Source organism: Variovorax sp. DAIF25 (assembly GCF_050711835.1).
Lineage (GTDB): Bacteria > Pseudomonadota > Gammaproteobacteria > Burkholderiales > Burkholderiaceae_C > Variovorax.
Genome location: NZ_CP136636.1, coordinates 1,308,024 through 1,325,168 on the forward strand (window position 1 = coordinate 1,308,024; position 17,145 = coordinate 1,325,168).

General features: G+C 69.6%; 14 protein-coding genes. 4 read left to right on the forward strand and 10 right to left on the reverse strand.

Features of this window, described 5'->3' with window-relative positions; genetic code table 11:
* Positions 1-61: 61 nt before the first annotated feature.
* The 9 genes from R0232_RS05920 to R0232_RS05960 form a co-directional block, all read right to left on the reverse strand.
* Positions 62-1,201 (reverse strand): AAA family ATPase, encoded by a 1,140-nt coding sequence (locus tag R0232_RS05920; protein ID WP_431511521.1) that lies wholly within the window; start codon positions 1,199-1,201, stop codon positions 62-64.
* On the reverse strand, positions 1,198-2,097 hold the full coding sequence (locus tag R0232_RS05925; protein ID WP_431511522.1) for an RNA ligase family protein: 900 nt from the start codon (positions 2,095-2,097) through the stop codon (positions 1,198-1,200). The genes R0232_RS05920 and R0232_RS05925 overlap by 4 nt, the downstream gene beginning before the upstream one ends.
* A 319-nt stretch (positions 2,098-2,416) precedes the next feature.
* Complete coding sequence (gene mdoH, locus R0232_RS05930; protein ID WP_208508245.1) at positions 2,417-4,420, reverse strand: glucans biosynthesis glucosyltransferase MdoH; 2,004 nt, start codon at positions 4,418-4,420, stop codon at positions 2,417-2,419.
* Between the two features lie 5 nt (positions 4,421-4,425).
* Positions 4,426-4,632 (reverse strand): hypothetical protein, encoded by a 207-nt coding sequence (locus R0232_RS05935; RefSeq protein WP_057591126.1) that lies wholly within the window; start codon positions 4,630-4,632, stop codon positions 4,426-4,428.
* Positions 4,633-4,813: 181 nt separating this feature from the next.
* The gene (locus R0232_RS05940; protein ID WP_093353476.1) at positions 4,814-6,214 is read right to left on the reverse strand and encodes a sigma 54-interacting transcriptional regulator; all 1,401 of its coding nucleotides are present in this window, start codon (positions 6,212-6,214) and stop codon (positions 4,814-4,816) included.
* Positions 6,211-6,876, reverse strand: coding sequence for a hypothetical protein (locus R0232_RS05945; protein WP_431511523.1), 666 nt, complete (start codon positions 6,874-6,876; stop codon positions 6,211-6,213). Before R0232_RS05945 ends, R0232_RS05940 begins: the two co-directional genes overlap by 4 nt.
* Before the next feature lie 63 nt (positions 6,877-6,939).
* Positions 6,940-8,364 carry a sensor histidine kinase gene (locus R0232_RS05950; protein WP_093353484.1) on the reverse strand — a complete coding sequence of 475 codons (1,425 nt, stop codon included), beginning with the start codon at positions 8,362-8,364 and terminating at the stop codon, positions 6,940-6,942.
* A complete protein-coding gene (gene miaB, locus R0232_RS05955) occupies positions 8,364-9,722 on the reverse strand; it encodes a tRNA (N6-isopentenyl adenosine(37)-C2)-methylthiotransferase MiaB (RefSeq protein WP_296741823.1) in 1,359 nt (452 codons plus the stop codon). Before miaB ends, R0232_RS05950 begins: the two co-directional genes overlap by 1 nt.
* A 132-nt stretch (positions 9,723-9,854) precedes the next feature.
* Positions 9,855-10,313: a hypothetical protein gene (locus tag R0232_RS05960; RefSeq protein ID WP_093353702.1), complete on the reverse strand. Its 459-nt coding sequence runs from the start codon at positions 10,311-10,313 to the stop codon at positions 9,855-9,857.
* A 184-nt stretch (positions 10,314-10,497) separates the two neighbouring features.
* On the opposite strand from R0232_RS05960, the gene R0232_RS05965 reads away from it, so the two are divergent.
* A complete protein-coding gene (locus R0232_RS05965) occupies positions 10,498-11,727 on the forward strand; it encodes an efflux RND transporter periplasmic adaptor subunit (protein ID WP_431511524.1) in 1,230 nt (409 codons plus the stop codon).
* Entirely contained in the window at positions 11,724-14,873 is a 3,150-nt protein-coding gene (locus tag R0232_RS05970) for an efflux RND transporter permease subunit (RefSeq protein ID WP_093353495.1), read from the forward strand. Before R0232_RS05965 ends, R0232_RS05970 begins: the two co-directional genes overlap by 4 nt.
* Positions 14,874-14,888: 15 nt before the next feature.
* Here R0232_RS05970 and R0232_RS05975 read toward each other — a convergent pair whose 3' ends face one another.
* Positions 14,889-15,815, reverse strand: coding sequence for a LysR family transcriptional regulator (locus R0232_RS05975; protein WP_057591119.1), 927 nt, complete (start codon positions 15,813-15,815; stop codon positions 14,889-14,891).
* A gap of 256 nt (positions 15,816-16,071) precedes the next feature.
* Between R0232_RS05975 and R0232_RS05980 the strand changes: the two genes are divergently transcribed.
* Positions 16,072-16,845 (forward strand): 5-oxoprolinase subunit PxpA, encoded by a 774-nt coding sequence (locus tag R0232_RS05980; protein ID WP_422097997.1) that lies wholly within the window; start codon positions 16,072-16,074, stop codon positions 16,843-16,845.
* A 50-nt stretch (positions 16,846-16,895) separates the two neighbouring features.
* Positions 16,896-17,144 carry an acetyl-CoA carboxylase gene (locus R0232_RS05985; protein ID WP_057591117.1) on the forward strand — a complete coding sequence of 83 codons (249 nt, stop codon included), beginning with the start codon at positions 16,896-16,898 and terminating at the stop codon, positions 17,142-17,144.
* Position 17,145 lies beyond the last annotated feature (1 nt).

The window sequence follows — 17,145 nt, forward strand, 5'->3', positions numbered from 1 at the left end:
CGTACATATATAGAGAGATGGACGAAGCCCGCCGGGGATGACCCGGCGGGCTTCGTCGTCTTCAGGTCTGCACCTCGTAGACCGTCGCATGCGCCTCGATCGGCGTCGGCAGCTCCCAGCGGTGCAGCATGCGCTCGATGCCCGCGTTCGACAGCGTCGTGTCGCGCTCGCGGTTGCGGCGCATCAGCTCGGCATGCGGCACCTCGAGGTACACCAGCTCGATCCGGGCGTGGTAGGCCCACAGCAGGTCCAGCGTCTTGGTGCGCATCTGCTGGCTCAGGTGGGTGGCGTTCCAGACGAAGTGTTCCTGCCTGCGCAGCAGCGCCTTCGCCTGGTCGACCGCGTGGTGCGCGGCGAGCCCGTCGTTCTCGCCGTGCTTCAGGCCCAGCCCGGCGCGCGCATCGTCGAAGGACACGACCGGCCAGCCCTTGCGCTGCCGCGCCACCCAGTGGTTCTTGCCGCTCGCGGGCAGGCCGCACATCACCGTCACGCGCGAGCCCGGGTTCTGGAACAGCGGGTAGTCGGGGCTGGTGTCGGCGCCGCGGAAGTAGGCCAGGCGCGTGTGGGCATCGACCATCTGCCGCGGGCCGTCCCAGCAGCCTTCCTCCTGCGCGAGCTGCTCGAACAGCGCGATGTCGGCCAGGCTGTCGGAGCGCTTCTCGTAGTGCCGTCCCAGCATGTCGCAGCGCGCCACGCAGCAGAGGTCGGGCAGGCTCAGTTCCCACGACAGCCGATGCACCAGCCGCTCGGGCCGCTCGCCCTTGCGCGAGGCGAAGGCATGGAACGGCAACTGATGCACCGCGACGATCCGGCACACGGCCTCGCGCAGCGCGAAGGGCACGCGTGCCTTCCACATCAGCACGCGCACGTCGACCGCGCCGCGGCGCGAGTGGCCGGGCTGGCCGATGCGGCCGCTGGCCGCGTCGATCACCGTGGTGTCGGGCTTGGCGATGTCGTGCAGCAGGCAGGCCATGAACAGCACGAAGCGGCCGTCGGCATCGGCGCGCCGGTAGTGGTCGTCCTGCAGCAGCGCATCGAGCACCATGCGTGTGTGGAGGCCGACGTTGCCCTCGGCGTGGTAGTACGGATCCTGCGGCGTCTCCTCGAGGCGCAGCAGGCCCGGCAACAGTTCGCAGCAGCGCGCCCAGTCGGCGCCCTCTCCGGGCGCGGGCACCAGCGTGCGAAGTTCGTCGAAAGTCATCGCGGCCTCCCGGTGGTCGTGAGTTCGGCGGGATCGCGCAGCGTGCGCAGTCCCAGGTCGTGCCAGCCGAGCGGCGGCACCGGCGCATGGAGGTCCGCGCCCGGCGCCAGCCGGTTCGGCAGCAGCGGTCGGCGGCTGTGGTGCGAGCCCGAGTCGAGGATGGTCTGGACGAAGTCCGGGCGCACCCACTTGTAGCGGCCCGTCACCTGGCCGTCCGACTCGGTCTTGAGGTACAGGCCCTCCGCCAGGTCCGACAGGTCGGTCTGCTGCCGCGCCAGCGCGAGCGGCTGGCCTTCGTCGGCCACGGCCTGTTCGAAGGCCGAGCGCCAGCCGGTGCTGCGCGCGAGCGAGGGCCGCACGAGCGAACGCAGGGCCTTCGGCTGGCGTGGCATCGCGCCCTCGTAGAGCACCGGCACCGACAGCACCGGGCCGCCCGCGAGCAGCGCCTGCCGCGCCGGCGTCGAGAGAAAGCGCTGCGCCTGGCGGTCGTAGAGATCGAACTCCAGGAAGAAGGCCGGCAGCCGGTCGTACCAGCAGCTGTGCTTGGCGAAGCACCATTCGCCGTACATCACGTAGCGGTCCTCGAGCCGTTCGAGCAGCGCCGCCTCGTGCGTGGCGGCCCAGTGCTTGAACAGGTTGAACTGGCGCTCGCCGGCACCGCCCGCGAGGTAGTGGCCGCGCGACTGCAGCAGCAGCTCGCCGGCCGCGCTGAACGACACGGCGGCGTTCGCGCCATCGAGCTTTTCCTCGATGACCACGTGCAGTCCGTGCAGCGCCGCCAACGGCGTCTGGCCGTCGTCGCTGTCGCCGGGCTGCAGCCGCGAGCCTTCGAGGTGCGCGGTCCGCGGGTACTTCAGCAGCGGCAGCGACGAGAGGGAAGAAGAAAGGGGAAACACGTTTGTTCTCCGGATGGAAACCAGGAAGAACCGACAACGTGCGGGAGCGAAGCTGAGAGGGATCGGGAGCGACTTCGACGGCCGCCGTTTCCAGCGAAGGGCCGTGTCCGGTCAGCGGATGCGCAGCTTGGCGCCCGACATGACCAGTGAAGTGGTGTTGTCGGCGTCAGAGGGTGGTGACGGCGAATCGGGGCACTTGGCGCTCCAGGGGATCGAGAGGATCCGTGGGTGGAAAAAAGGAAGGCGCGATTCTAGGCGCGCCATGAAAAAAGCCGGCCCCTCGGGGCCGGCTTCGTGCGAGGCGTGTGGCGTGCGCGCGTCAGGCGGTGGCCAGTGCCGCGGGGCGCGAGAGGCGCAGCGCATGCATCCAGGCGCGGCGCAGCACGGCCGGCGAACGCGATTCCTCGGGGATCAGCAGGAAGCCACGGTCGCGCAGCGTGGTGCCCAGCGCGATCTGGCTGGTCAGCACGGTCAGCGGGATCGCCAGCAGCAGCGGCAGGCCGACCGGCATGAGCCACATCAGGGCGCTCGGGTCGATCATCGCGACGCCGACGGCCAGCAGTGCGATCACCAGCGTCATGGGGGCCAGCTGCGAGGCAGCGACCTTCCACGGCACGGCGGCGGCTTCGCGCGGGGGCGACTTCCAGTCGAGCTTGATGCCGGTGAGGGCGACCAGCACGAACAGCGAGTGGGCCAGCATGCGCACCGGTGCCTGCACGATCGCGAGACCGCTTTCCATCACCGAGCTCTTGATCAGGCCCCACAGGCCGCCGAACTGGCGTTGCTCGCCGCGCATCAGCACGGCAACGATGCCGAGCACGCGCGGCAGGAACAGCAGGCACAGGGTCCAGATCCAGAGGCCGGCGAGTTCGGCCGGCAGCACGCTCCAGCTCGAGATCAGGCTGGAACCGCTGAGCCACAGCGCGGTGCCCAGCGTCAGGAACGCGAGCCACAGCGGTGCGGAAACGTAGGCCATGGTGCCGGTCACGAACATCGCGCGGTGCACCGAGTGGATGCCGGGCTCGGCCATCAGGCGGGCGTTCTGCAGGTTGCCCTGGCACCAGCGGCGGTCGCGCTGCAGCTCGGCCAGCAGGTCCGGCGGTTGCTGTTCGTAGCTGCCGACCAGGTCGGACACCAGCCACACGTTGTAGCCGGCACGGCGCATCAGCGCGGCTTCGACGAAGTCGTGCGACATGATGCCGCCCGACATGCCGCCGGTGCCCTTGATCGGGGCCAGCGCGCAATGCTTCATGAAGGGCTCGACGCGGATGATCGCGTTGTGGCCCCAGTAGTGCGATTCGCCCAGTTGCCAGAACTGCATGCCCAGCGTGAACAGGCGGCCCGTCACGCGGGAAGCGAATTGTTGGGCGCGGGCATGCAGCGTCACGTGGCCGATGGCCTGCGTCGCGGTCTGGATGATGCCGGCGCTCGGGTTGGCTTCCATCAGCTTGACCATCGAGGTCAGGCAGTCGCCGCTCATCACGGAGTCGGCGTCGAGCACGACCATGTAGCGGTAGTCCTTGCCCCAGCGGCGGCAGAAGTCGGCCACGTTGCCGGCCTTGCGGTGCGTGCGGCGGGTGCGCAGGCGGTAGTAGACCTCGACCTGCGGCTGGTTCGGGCTGTCGGCCAGCGCGGCGCGCAGGTCTTCCCAGGCGGCGCGCTCGGCGGCGGCGGTCTCGGGGTTGTAGCTGTCGGAGAGCACGAACACGTCGAACTGCTTGGCGTGGCCGGTGGCCGCGACCGATTCGCAGGTGGCGCGCAGGCCGGCGAACACGGTGGCCACGTCCTCGTTGCAGATCGGCATGATGATCGCAGTGCGGGCCTCGGGGTTCATCGGGTGGTTGGCCACCTGCTTGACCGAGAGCGCATGCTTGTCGCCGCGCACCGAGACGTAGAAGCCCATGAGGGCGGTCACGAAGCCGGTCACGACCCAGCCCGAGAGCAGGCCGTAGAGGCCGATCTGGCCGTATTCGAGCCAGACGTTGTCGTAGTCGGGCTGCACGCCCGCGAACAGCGTGGAAGCGACCACGGTGCTCAGCACGGTCAGCAGCATGAAGGCCAGGCGGCGCTGCGAGGCGGCGCGCTGCCACGGCTGCTTGGCTTCGGCCGGGGCGCTTTCGCGCTTGCCGCCAGCACCCAGGCGGACCAGCAAGGCGGTGCCGATGCTGTTCCAGAAGCCGCGCCAGGGGCGGGGCGTCATCGAGCCGCGGTTGACCGGGGGCGCGGTGACGGCGTTGGGATGGCGTTCCTCACGCACCGGGCTGCGGCGCGAGAAGTCGGAATCGGCCAGGACATTGAGTTGGGAGAAGTCGTTCGGCTTCATGGTGTTTACCAACGTTGCTTGTCGAGGGAGGAGGAGGTGTCGCCAATGGCCGGAAAGCGCTTGAAGACGCAATCCGTCGCGACGCCGCCGGCGCTGGCGAGCGCGGCTGGCGAATGGCCCGCGGCACGGGGCCGCGAGGCGGAAAACTGCTTTTGACGCAGGCCGTCGCGCTGCGGACGCAGTGCGAAAGATGGGCTGTTGAATGCTGTCATGCCACTACAGGGGCAAACCCTGTGCCAGCATGGAAAAGTGCTTTGGAATCAAGCACTTGGGCCGCTCCGGCCGGAATTTCCGGGGGCCGGAGGGCGAAAAGGGCCTCAAAACCCCCGTTTTTGTCGCCGAATCCCGACAAGCTCACCGGCCTGCCGAAAAACACCCATATGAATCAACGACTTAGGGGCGTCGCTCGTCAGCGACACCCTCGCCACCCGGAGCGACAGCGTCGGCCTTGAAGTGGCCCGGCGTGAGCTCGTGCTTCTGCAGCAGGCGGTAGAACTCGGTGCGGTTTCGGTCGGCCAGGCGGGCCGCGTCGGCGACGTTGCCGTCGGTCAGCTTCAGCAGGCCGACCAGGTATTCGCGCTCGAAGCGCTGCTTGGCCTCGGCATAGGTCTGGACCTCCACCGTCGGCACGCGCAGCGCGCGCTGCACCAGCGCCAGCGGGATCAGCGGCGAGCTCGACAGCGCGCAGACCTGCTCGACCACGTTGTAGAGCTGGCGCACGTTGCCGGGCCAGGCCGCGGTGGTCAGCGCCTTCAGCGCCTCGGGCGCGAAGCCCGACAGCCGCTTGCCGTACTTGGTCGAGAGCTTCTGCAGGAAGTGGTTGGCCAGCAGCGGGATGTCCTCGCGGCGCGCCGACAGCGGCGGCAGCGTGAGCGTCACCACGTTGAGCCGGTAATAGAGGTCCTCGCGGAACTGGCCCGCTTCCATCGCGGCATCGAGGTCGCGGTGGGTGGCCGAGATGATGCGCACGTCGACCTCGATCGACTGGCTGGCGCCCAGCGGGCGCACCGCGCGCTCCTGCAGCACGCGCAGCAGCTTGACCTGCAGCGCGGGCGGCATGTCGCCGATCTCGTCGAGCAGCAGGGTGCCGCCGTCGGCCTGCTGGAACAGGCCCTTGTGGTTGGCGTGGGCGTCGGTGAAGGCGCCCTTCATGTGGCCGAACAGCTCGGACTCGAGCAGCGCCTCGGGGATGGCGCCGCAGTTGACCGCCACGAAGGGCTTGTCGGCGCGCGCGCTGGCCTTGTGGATGGCGCGCGCCAGCATTTCCTTGCCGGCGCCCGAGTCGCCGCGCAGCAGCACCGAGGCGTCTGACTTGGCGACCATGCGCGCCTCGGCCAGCAGCTCGGCCATGCGGTTGCTGCGGCTCACGATGTCGACGCGCCAGCTGTCGTCGCCGGTCTTGCTCGGCACCGTGGCCGGCGCGCCCAGCGCGAGTGCCTGGGCGATCTTGTCGAGCAGTTCGCGCCCGTCGTAGGGCTTGGTCAGGTAGGTGAAGACGCCGCGCGCGGTGGCTTCCACCGCGTCGGGGATGGTGCCGTGCGCGGTCAGCAGGATCACCGGCAGCGAGGGATGGCGCTTGCGGATCTCGTCGAACAGCGCCAGGCCGTCGCGCCCGGGCAGGCGCACGTCGCTGAGCACCAGCTGCGGATGCTCGATCTCGAGCTGCGTGAGCGCCGTCTCGGCCGAGGTCACGGCCGTGACCTGGTAGCCCGCCGAGCTCAGCCGCATCGACAGCAGCCGCAGCATGTCCGGATCGTCGTCGACGACCAGGAGGCGGGCGCCCGAAGTACTCATGGGGTGGACCTGCTTCCGTTCGGTGCCGAGGCCGGTGCCGCGGGCGTGTTGGGCCGCGCGAAGCTGCGCTCGATGGCGCGCAGCGCTTCGATGCGGTCGTTGAGCTGGTCGATGCGGCGCTGGCTGTCGCGCAGCTGCTGCACCTGCTTGTCGCGGTCGTCCTCGACGCGGCGCTGCTCGATGTAGCGCGCGGCCAGCGCGCGTGCCAGCGGCTGCAGCGGCTGGGCCTCGGGCGCGGGGTTGGCGATCACGCGCTGCAGCAGGCCCAGCGCGCGCGCCAGGTCGGCCGGCACGCGGGTCTGCGACAGCAGGATCGCGAGGTGCATCTGCGCCGTGGGCGCGTCGCCGGGGTCGCCCAGGCGCTGGATCTCGGCGCTCAGTTCGGCGCCGCTGAGCGGGCGCATCTTGTCGGCGTAGGCCAGCACGGCGGCCACCGGGCCCTGGGTCATCAGCGTGAACAGCGAGGCCGGCTGGGTGGCCGGTGCCTTCGGCTCGGCCTCGACCGGCATCACGCGCGGCAGCACCGGCGGCGGCGGCAGCGCATCGGCTTCCGCGGGCGGCTTGGGCGGCGCGCTGCAGGCGACCAGCAGCAGGAGCCACGGCGCGGCCAGCGCAGCCAGTGCGCGGGTGGCGGTGGAGGGGCGTACGGACGAAAAAGACATGGACGAAGAAGGACGACGCGGGGCGTTGGCGATGGCTACGGGGATGTGGGGGCGCCGGGAAGCTCAGGCCGTGCGCGGCAGCTCGATGCGGAAACGCGCGCCGGGCCCCTCGGGCAGCAGGGCGATGCGGCCCCCATGGGCTGCAATGTACTCCTGCACGATGGAAAGTCCGATGCCCGTGCCCTTGACCGCATGCTCCGGTTGGCGTTCGCCGCGGTAGAAGGGCTCGAAGATGCGGTCGCGGTCGCCCTCGGCGATGCCCGGGCCGGCGTCGTTGACGTCGATGCGCACCGCCTCGGGCGTGCCCGAGACCACCAGCGTGATGGTGCCGCCGCGCGCCGAGAAGCGGATCGCGTTCGACAGCAGGTTGGCGATCGCGGTGCCGAGCTTGGTGCGGTCGACCGTGAGCGCGATGCGCTCGCCCTCGGCGCGCACCGTGAGGCCGTGGGCCTGCCACTGCAGCCGCTGCGACTCGATCTGCTCCTCGATCAGCGGCAGCAGCTCGGTGCGCTCGCGGCGCAGCTCGCGCGCCTCGAAGGCGGCCGCGTTGAAGCGCAGCAGCGCCTCGATCTGGCCCTGCAGCGCCACCGTGTTCTGGTTCAGGATCTGCGCCACCTCGAGCTGCGCCGGGTTCAGCGCGCCGGTCACGCCGTCCTCCAGCAGCGACACGCCCTCGCGCAGCGCCGCCAGCGGCGTCTTCAGTTCGTGCGAGACGTGGCGCAGGAAGCGCGCCTTGTCGGCGTCGAGCTCGGTCAGCCGCAGCCGCAGCCACTCGAGCTGCTGCGACACGCGCCGCACGTCGGCCGGGCCGCGGATGTCGATCGGCTCGTCGAGCCGGTTCTGGCCCAGGCCGACGATGGCGTGCTCGAGCCGCTTGAAAGGCCGCGCCAGCCAGATGCCGAAGGCCAGCGCCAGCGACACCGCGAGCACGCTGGCCGCGACCACCTCGCGCATCAGCCGGCGGCGCGCGTTCTCGATGCGCTTGGCCAGTGCGTCGTTCTGCATCTCGATCAGGAACTGGGCCTGCTGTGCGATGTTGGTGTTGAGCGCGTCGAGGTCGCGGAACTGCATCGCCATCGTGCTCTCGCGCTGCAGCGCGCTGTCGGCATTGCCGCTCATCAGGCCCTCGATCACGCCGAGCTGGGTGCGCCAGGCCTCGGTGCTGGCGGGCGCCAGGCCGTTCTTCTCGAGCCGCTCGAGCACGCCGTGGGCCTCGCGCGCGGCATCGTCGAAGCGGCGCCGCAGCACCGAGTCGTTGAGCACCAGCGACTGGCGCCCGGCGCGCTCCATCGCCGCGCTGCGCTCGGCCAGCGACTGGGCCGCGCCCGACAGCCGCAGCGCGCGCGCCGCGGCGTCGCGGCTTTGCGTCATTAGCGTGTCGTACTGCAGCACCGAGCGCAGCGCCACGCCCACCAGCAGCGCGGTGATCAGCAGGAAGGCGAACAGCAGGAGCTGCTGGAACGAGCCCCGTATCGATCGCTTCGCCATCAGGCGAGCGCCCCGGCGGCGGACGCGCTCTCGCGCGTGGGCACTTCGCCGCGCAGCGTGTAGGCCAGCGAGCGCGTGATGCGCAGGTCGGTCATCTGGCCCACGAGCCGCGCGTCGCCCTCGAAGTTGACGACCCGGTTGCAGGCCGTGCGGCCCATGAGTTCGCTCGCGTCGCGGCGCGAGGCGCCTTCCACCAGCACGCGCTGGGTGCTGCCCACCAGCGCCTCGCCGAAGCGCTTCACGTTGCCGTCGATCACGGCCTGCAGCTTCTGCAGCCGCGCCAGCTTGACCTCGTGCGGCGTGTCGTCGTGCAGCGCGGCGGCCGGCGTGCCGGGGCGCGGGCTGAAGATGAAGCTGAAGCTGGCGTCGAACTGGCAGTCGTCGATCAGCTTCATCATCTTGTCGAAGTCGGCCTCGGTCTCGCCGGGGAAGCCGACGATGAAGTCGCTCGACAGCGCGAGCTCGGGCCGGATCGCGCGCAGCTTGCGCACCGTGCTCTTGTATTCCATGGCGGTGTAGCCGCGCTTCATCGCCATCAGGATGCGGTCGCTGCCGTGCTGCACCGGCAGGTGCAGGTGGCTCACGAGCTGCGGCACCTTGGCATAGGCCTCGATCAGCCGCGGCGTGAATTCGTTCGGATGGCTGGTGGTGTAGCGGATGCGCTCGATGCCGGGGATCTCGGCCACGTACTCGATCAGCAGCGCGAAGTCGGCGATCTCGGCCGTGTCGCCCATGCGGCCGCGGTAGGCATTGACGTTCTGGCCCAGCAGCGTGACCTCGCGCACGCCCTGGTCGGCCAGGCCGGCGATCTCGACCAGCACGTCGTCGAGCGGCCGGTTGACCTCCTCGCCGCGCGTGTAGGGCACCACGCAGTAGCTGCAGTACTTGGAGCAGCCTTCCATGATCGACACGAAGGCGGTGGCGCCTTCCACGCGCGCGGGCGGCAGGTGGTCGAACTTCTCGATCTCGGGAAAGCTGATGTCCACCTGCGGCCGGTCGAGCCGCTCGCGCTCGGCCAGCATCTCGGGCAGCCGGTGCAGGGTCTGCGGGCCGAACACGATGTCGACGTAGGGCGCGCGCGCGATGATGGCGTTGCCCTCCTGGCTGGCCACGCAGCCGCCGACGCCGATCTTCACGCCGCGCGCCTTCAGGTGCTTGACGCGGCCCAGGTCGGAGAACACTTTTTCCTGCGCCTTCTCGCGCACCGAGCAGGTGTTGAACAGGATCAGGTCGGCCTCGTCGACGTTCTGCGTCGGCTCGTAGCCCTGCGCGGCATGGAGCACGTCGGCCATCTTGTCCGAGTCGTACTCGTTCATCTGGCAGCCGAAGGTTTTGATGAAGACTTTCTTGGCGGTCATGGGGAGCTCTTCTATATAGGAGGGGCCCTCGTCTTGCGGAGGGCCGGGCGGACACGGGGCTTTCGTGGCGAAAGCGGCGGGGCGTGTCCGCGAAAGGAATGCCGGTGCGGCCGAGGGCCGCCGGCGAGATACCTACTGCGTGTTGACCGTGTCGTTCTGCACGAACGGCCAGATGTTGAGGAAGGGCTTGTTCAGCGATTCGCGGCTGGCGGTGGCTTCGTCGGGCGTGAGGATCCAGACCTCGCGCAGCATGCCGGCGGCATCGCGCGTGTAGTTGACCAGCAGGTTCTGCCCCGTGATCGCGCCGCTCATCACCAGCATGTTCTGGCCGCTGCGGATGCGCGCGCCGGGCGCGAGCCGGTCGGCGCGGCCGTCGAGCATCACGTCGTTGCCGTCGATCACGCGGAACTTGCCGCGCAGGGTGCCGACCGGGAAATTGCGCCCGCCGACCAGCGATTCGTTCTGGGTCTGCGGCCGGGGCACCGCGTCCTGCGCGCTGGCCTGGAGCGGGAAGAAGCTGGAAGTGGCTGCCAGCGTTGCGCAGGCTGCTATGAAATGAAGAGCGTTCGTGGGTGTCTTGCAGCGGTTCATGGGGTTCATCCAGAGGCTGTGGAGCGGGGATTCTAGCGAGCGGGGTGCCTGTCCATCGGTGCTTATCCCGACCGTTTTTACCGGGCGCGGCGCCCTGGCCTTTACTTTTCTTTACGGTGCGGATGGACACTCGGAACCCCCCGCGATCCAATAGCCGCTGTCAGCCCAAAGTGCACAAAAACCCATGAAGAAGAACGCAGTCATCGCCCTCGTGGGCGTGTCGATCGTCGCCGCCGCGGGATGGTGGTGGAGCGGCTCGGGCGAGCGCGCCGCGGCGAAGAGCGCCAAGGGGCCGGCCGCCGCGCCGACCGCGCTGGTCACGCTCGCCACCGCCGTGCGCCAGGACGTGCCGGTCACGGTGCAGGTCAACGGCAGCGTGGTCTCGCTCAACAGCGTGGACCTGCGACCGCAGGTGACCAACACGGTCGACGTGGTGCACGTGAAGGAAGGCCAGTTCGTGAAGCAGGGGCAGTTGCTCTTCACGCTCGACGACCGCAACGACCAGGCCAACCTGGCGCGCGCCCAGGCCCAGCAGAAGCGCGACGAGGCCACGCTGGCCGACCTCGAGCGCCAGTACAAGCGCAGCCAGGAATTGCTGGCGCAGAACTTCATCTCCAAGAGCGCGACCGATGCCACGCTGTCGCAGCTCGAGGCGCAGCGCGCGGCGGTCGCGGCCGACCGCGCCGCGGTGCAGTCGGCCCAGGTGGCGCTGAGCTACACCAAGCTGCATGCGCCGATCGCGGGCCGCATCGGCGCCGTCAACATCTACCCGGGCACGCTGGTGCAGCCCACGCTGTCGCTGGTCACGGTCACCCAGCTCGACCCGATCGCCGTGAGCTTCCCCGTGCCCGAGGCCAACCTGCAGGACCTGCTGGCCGCCGCGCGCACGCGCTCGCGCGTCGAGGCCGTGGTCACGGGCCGCAAGGACACGCTGCAGGGCACGCTCAACTTCGTCGACAACACGGTCGATCCGCAGATCGGCACCGTGCGCGCCAAGGCCGTGTTCGACAACGCCGACCAGAGCCTGTGGCCCGGCCAGTTCGTCGGCACCCGCATCACGGTGCGCACGCTCGAGGGCGTCACGGTGGTGCCGGCGGCGGCGCTGATGATGCTGCCCGAGGGCACCTCGCTCTACGTGGTCGACAAGGAGCGCAACGCGAGCCGCCGCAAGGTGAAGACGCTGCACACCTTCGGCACCAGGGTCGCGGTCAGCGGCGTCGAGCCCGGCGAGCAGGTCGTGATCGAGGGCAGCCAGAACGTGCGGCCCAACGGCAAGGTGCGCATCGACGACAAGCCGCGCGGCGACGCGCCCGCGACCCCGGCCGCGCCCGGCGGGACCACGGGCGTGACGCCAGGCAGCGCGGCGTCGTCCGATGGCGTCGACATCCGCTCGGTCCAGCGGGAACGCGCATGAACATTTCAGAGCTGTGCATCCGCCGTCCCGCGATGACGGTGCTGCTGTCCGCGGCCGTCGTGGTGGTGGGCATCTTCGCCTACTTCAGCATCCCGGTCGCGGCGCTGCCCAGCTACAACACGCCCGTCATCAACGTCAATGCGCAGCTGCCGGGCGCCAGCCCCGACACCATGGCGAGTTCGGTCGCGCTGCCGCTCGAGAAGCAGTTCTCGACCATCCCGGGCCTGCAGACCATCAGCTCGGTCAACACCCAGGGCGTGACCTCGCTCACGCTCGAGTTCGTCAGCAGCCGCGACATCGACGCCGCCGCGGTCGACGTGCAGGCCGCGTTGCTGCGCGCGCAGCGCCAGCTGCCGCAGGAGCTCACGCAGCTGCCCTCGTACCGCAAGGTCAACCCGGCCGATGCGCCGGTGCTGTTCATCGCGCTGATCTCGCCGTCGATGAATCCCTCGGAGCTCAACGACTACGCCGAGAACCTGATCTCGCCCACGCTCTCGACCATCGACGGCGTGGCGCAGGTGGGCGTGTACGGCCGCAAGGCCTTCGCGGTGCGCATCAAGGCCAATGCCGACCTGCTCAACGCGCGCAACATCACGCTCGACGAGCTCGCGCGCGCGGTCAACTCGGCCAATGCCAACACGCCGGTCGGCGTGCTCGACGGCCCGCGCCAGACGCTCACCATCCAGGCCAACCAGCAGCTCACGCGTGCGGCCGACTTCGCCAAGCTGATCGTCGGCCAGCGCAACGGCGCGCCGGTGCGGCTCGACGAGGTCGCGACCATCGAGGACAGCTTCGAGTCGGTCAAGACCGCCAGCAGCTTCAACGGCCAGAGCTCGATCTCGCTGGCCGTGCAGCGCCAGCCCAACGCCAACACGGTGCAGGTGGTCGACGCGGTGCGCGCGCTGATCCCGCGCTTCAAGGCCGAGCTGCCGCAGTCGGTCGAGATCCAGATGGTCAACGACCGCTCGCTGTCGATCCGCGAGGCCGTGCACGACGTGCAGCTCACCCTGCTGGGCACCATCGCGCTGGTGGTGCTGGTGATCTTCCTGTTCCTGCACCGGCTGGTCGCCACGCTGATCCCCGCGGCCACCATCCCGATCTCGCTGATCGGCGCGGTGGCGCTGCTCTATGCCTTCGGCTACAGCCTCGACAACGTCTCGCTCTTGGGCATCACGCTGGCCGTGGGCCTGGTGGTGGACGACGCGATCGTGGTGCTCGAGAACATCATGCGCTACGTCGAGAAGGGCATGGACCCGCTGGCCGCCTCGCTGCGCGGCGCGCGCGAGGTGGGCTTCACCATCGTCTCGATCTCGATCTCGCTGGTGGCGGTGTTCATCCCGATCTTCTTCATGCCGGGCGTGATCGGCCTCTTGTTCCACGAGTTCGCGGTGGTGGTGGCGCTGGCGGTGCTGGTGTCGGCGATCGTCTCGCTGACCCTGGTGCCGATGCTCGCGAGCCGGCTGCTCAAGCAGGTGCCGCGGCCCGAGGGCGGCGCGCGCCACGACCATGAAGAGGAGCATCCCGAGCCCGGCACCGCGATCGGCCGCGCCTTCGAGCGCGGCTACCGCTGGGTGCACGGCAGCTACATGCGCACGCTCGACTGGACCCTGGCGCACCGCGGGCTGATGCTGCTGATGGCCGGCGCCACCTTCGTGGTCACGGCCTGGCTGTTCATCACGATCCCCAAGGGCTTCTTCCCCGAGGAGGACATCGGCCAGATCCAGATCACGACCGAGGCCGCCGAGGACATCTCCTTCACCGCCATGAAGGCGCTGCAGGACCGCGTGTCCGACGCGCTGATGGCCGACCCCAGCGTCGACTACGTGAGCTCCTTCGTCGGCGTGGGCGGTCCCACGGCCACGCAGAACTCGGGCCGGCTGTTCGCGGTGCTCAAGGCGCGCAGCGAGCGGCCGAAGATGCCCAAGGTGCTCGAGTCGCTGCGCCAGCGCTTCCGCGAGATTCCCGGCATCGCCGTCTACATGCAGCCGGTGCAGAACCTGCGCCTGGGCGGGCGCCAGAGCAAGGCGCGCTTCCAGTACACGCTGCAGAGCGTGAATGCCGGCGAGATGGTGCCCTGGGCCACGCGGCTGATGGAACGCATGCGCGCCGACCCCGACTTCCGCGACGTCACCAGCGACTCGCAGAACCGCGGCCTGCAGGCCACGCTGAAGATCGACCGCGACAAGGCCGGCGTGCTCGGCGTGGCCGTGGGCGACCTGCGCACCGCGCTCTACAACGCCTACGGCGACCGCCAGATCGGCAGCATCTACGCGGCCAGCAACACCTACCAGGTGATCCTCTCGGCATCCGACAACGACCGGCAGTTCGAGGACGACGTCTCGCGCCTGTCGGTGCGCAGCACCACCGGCCGGCTGGTGCCGCTGTCGGCCTTCTCGAGCATCGAGCGCACCGTGGGCCCGACCTCGGTCAACCACCAGGGCCAGCTGCAGGCGGTGACGGTGTCGTTCAACCTCGGGCCCGACGTCCCGTTGGGCAACGCCACCGCCAAGATCGACCGCTTCAAGGACGAGCTCAAGATGCCGCAGTCGATCATCACCACCTACGGGGGCGATGCCGCGGTGTTCCAGAGCTCGCAGTCCAGCCAGGCCGTGCTGCTGGTGCTGGCGGTGCTGGTCATCTACGTGCTGCTGGGCGTGCTCTACGAGAGCTACATCCATCCGATCACCATCCTCGCGGGCCTGCCCTCGGCGGCGGTGGGCGCGCTGATCTCCCTGAAGATCTTCGGCTTCGACCTCACGCTGATCGCGACCATCGGCATCCTGCTTTTGATCGGCATCGTGAAGAAGAACGCGATCATGATGATCGATTTCGCGCTCGACGCGCAGCGCACCGAGGGCCTGCAGCCGGTGGAGGCGATCCGCGAGGCCTGCCGGCTGCGCTTCCGCCCGATCCTGATGACCACGCTGGCCGCGCTGATGGGCGCGCTGCCGCTCGCGCTGGGCCTGGGCGCCGGTGCCGAGCTGCGCCAGCCGCTGGGCGTGGCGGTGGTGGGCGGGCTGATCTTCTCGCAGGTGATCACGCTCTACATCACGCCCGCGATCTACCTCGCGCTCGACCGCTACAGCGGCAGCGGGCCGATGGTCGACCTGCCGAAGGAAGCGCAGGCCGAGGTCTCGCACGCCTGAGCGCCCGAGCCGGGGTCAGGCGCGCCCGCGCCCCTGCCGCGCCGACGCGGGATCGAGGAACAGCTGGCGGAAGTAGTCGCGCAGCGCCGTCATCGCGGGCGAGAACTCCACGCCCTGCTTCCAGCCGAGCCCGATGTTCATCGTGGGGATCGGGTCGCGCAGGTTGATGGTCTCGATGCGCTTGCCCTCGAGCGACCACGGGCGGTAGACCATGTCCGACAGCACCGTCACGCCGCCGCCGTTGGCGACCGTGCTGCGCACCGCCTCCACCGAGCTGGTGCGCAGCCGCACCTTGGGCTGGTGCGGCGTGCGGCCCCAGTACTTGAGCGCGGTGGCCGCGGCCTCGTCGACCGTGAGCATGATGTAGGGCTCGGCCGCCACGTCGGCCAGCGTGACCTCGGCCTTGTCGAGCAGCGGATGCTTGGCCGGCACCCACAGCCGGCGCTGCGAGCCGAAGAAGGTCTCGAGCGAGAGCTCGCGCAGCACCACGTTCGAGGTCAGCACCACGCCGAGGTCGTAGCGCCGCGTGATCAGCCCTTCCTCGATCGCCTCGCGCGCCACCTCGTGCACCTTCAGCGTGACCTGCGGATGCAGCTGCTCGAAGCGCTGCAGGTGGTGCGGCAGGAAGTAGCCCAGCACGGTGTAGCTCGCGGCGATGGTCAGCTCGCCCTGCACGGCGGCGTCCTCGTGCGGCATGCGCTGCGCCTCGTCGGCCGCGGCCAGCACCGCGTAGGCATGGCTCAGGAAGCGGCGCCCGCCCTTGGTCAGTTCCACGCCGTGCGGATGGCGCTCGAACAGCTGCTGGCCCAGCATCTCCTCGAGCTCGCGGATCGCGGTGGTCACGGCCGACTGCGAGATGTTGAGCTGCAGCGCCGCGTGCGAGATGCGGCCCGCCTCGGCCACCGCCGAGAAGTACTTGAGCTGGCGAAGGGTCAGGGACATGGCGGGGCTTCGGGGAGTGGATCGGTATCGGCAACGCGGGGCAGCCGGTGCATGGGTTGGTGAAAACCCGATACCGCGCTATCGAAGGGCTCCAGCGTAGCAAGGCATGCGCCGCAATGCAGCATCTGTTTTTCAGATACCGAGCGCGCGGAAAACAATGCTTTTCAGTCTTTGGACCGCTCACTAATCTTCGGACCGTCCCGCCGCGCCGCGCCTTGGCGGCCACGGGACGCACAACGAACAAAGGCTGTCACACGTGAAGAAGAAGCGGATCGATCTGAACTCCGACATGGGCGAGGGCTTCGGCCCCTGGACCATCGGCGATGGCGTCGACGCGGAACTGATGCCGCTGATCAGTTCGGCCAACATCGCCACCGGCTTTCATGCCGGCGATCCGAACATCATGCGGCGCATGGTCGCGCTGGCGCGCGAGCACGGCGTGGGCATCGGCGCGCACCCGGGCTTTCGCGACCTCGTGGGCTTCGGCCGGCGCCACATCCAGGCGCCGGCCGAGGAACTGGTCAACGACATGGTCTACCAGCTCGGCGCGCTGCGCGAGTTCGCGCGGCTCGAGGGGCTGGCGCTGCAGCACATCAAGCCGCACGGCGCGCTCTACATGCACGCGGCGCGCGACGAGGCGCTGTCGCGCACGCTGGTCGAGGCGCTGCAGCGCATCGAGCCCGGCCTGCGCCTGTTCTGCATGGAGTCCTCGGTCACCTGCCGCGTGGCGCGCGAGCTGGGCCAGCCCGTGGTGCGCGAGTTCTATGCCGACCGCGACTACGACCGCAGCGGCTCCATCGTCTTCACGCGCCGCGTCGGCGCGCTCGACCCCGAGGCGGTCGCGGCCAAGGTGCTGCGCGCCTGCACCGAGGGCACGGTGCGCACGGTCGAGGGCGAGGACCTGGCCATCGGCTTCGACTCGGTCTGCATCCACAGCGACACGCCCGGTGCGCTCGCGCTGGTGCAGGCCACGCGGCGCGCGCTGGCCGCGCATGGCATCGAGGTTGCAGGGCTCGCCGCGCAGGGCTGATCCCCTCTTTCCCTTCCCCGTTTTCCGTTCCGTCCCCAGGAGTGCATCCCATGTCCGCTACCCATGAAGTCCTGAGCCCGCTGCCGGGCACCTTCTACCGCCGCTCGGCGCCCGACGCGCCGCCGTTCAAGTCCGAGGGCGACACGGTGGCCGTGGGCGACGTGCTGGGCCTGGTCGAGGTGATGAAGCAGTTCAGCGAAGTCACGGCCGACGCGGCCGGTCGCCTGCTGCGCTTCGCGGTCGAGAACGCCGAGCCGGTCGATCCGGGCCAGCCGCTGGCCGTGATCGAGACCGCCTGAG

What these genes read in the sequence shown, in the direction of transcription:
- R0232_RS05920 (WP_431511521.1), bottom strand. Translation starts at nt 1,201, where the DNA reads ATGACTTTCGACGAACTTCGCACGCTGGTGCCCGCGCCCGGAGAGGGC.
- mdoH (WP_208508245.1), bottom strand. Translation starts at nt 4,420, where the DNA reads ATGAAGCCGAACGACTTCTCCCAACTCAATGTCCTGGCCGATTCCGAC.
- R0232_RS05935 (WP_057591126.1), bottom strand. Translation starts at nt 4,632, where the DNA reads ATGACAGCATTCAACAGCCCATCTTTCGCACTGCGTCCGCAGCGCGAC.
- R0232_RS05940 (WP_093353476.1), bottom strand. Translation starts at nt 6,214, where the DNA reads ATGAGTACTTCGGGCGCCCGCCTCCTGGTCGTCGACGACGATCCGGAC.
- R0232_RS05945 (WP_431511523.1), bottom strand. Translation starts at nt 6,876, where the DNA reads ATGTCTTTTTCGTCCGTACGCCCCTCCACCGCCACCCGCGCACTGGCT.
- R0232_RS05950 (WP_093353484.1), bottom strand. Translation starts at nt 8,364, where the DNA reads ATGGCGAAGCGATCGATACGGGGCTCGTTCCAGCAGCTCCTGCTGTTC.
- miaB (WP_296741823.1), bottom strand. Translation starts at nt 9,722, where the DNA reads ATGACCGCCAAGAAAGTCTTCATCAAAACCTTCGGCTGCCAGATGAAC.
- R0232_RS05960 (WP_093353702.1), bottom strand. Translation starts at nt 10,313, where the DNA reads ATGAACCGCTGCAAGACACCCACGAACGCTCTTCATTTCATAGCAGCC.
- R0232_RS05965 (WP_431511524.1), top strand. Translation starts at nt 10,498, where the DNA reads ATGAAGAAGAACGCAGTCATCGCCCTCGTGGGCGTGTCGATCGTCGCC.
- R0232_RS05970 (WP_093353495.1), top strand. Translation starts at nt 11,724, where the DNA reads ATGAACATTTCAGAGCTGTGCATCCGCCGTCCCGCGATGACGGTGCTG.
- R0232_RS05975 (WP_057591119.1), bottom strand. Translation starts at nt 15,815, where the DNA reads ATGTCCCTGACCCTTCGCCAGCTCAAGTACTTCTCGGCGGTGGCCGAG.
- R0232_RS05985 (WP_057591117.1), top strand. Translation starts at nt 16,896, where the DNA reads ATGTCCGCTACCCATGAAGTCCTGAGCCCGCTGCCGGGCACCTTCTAC.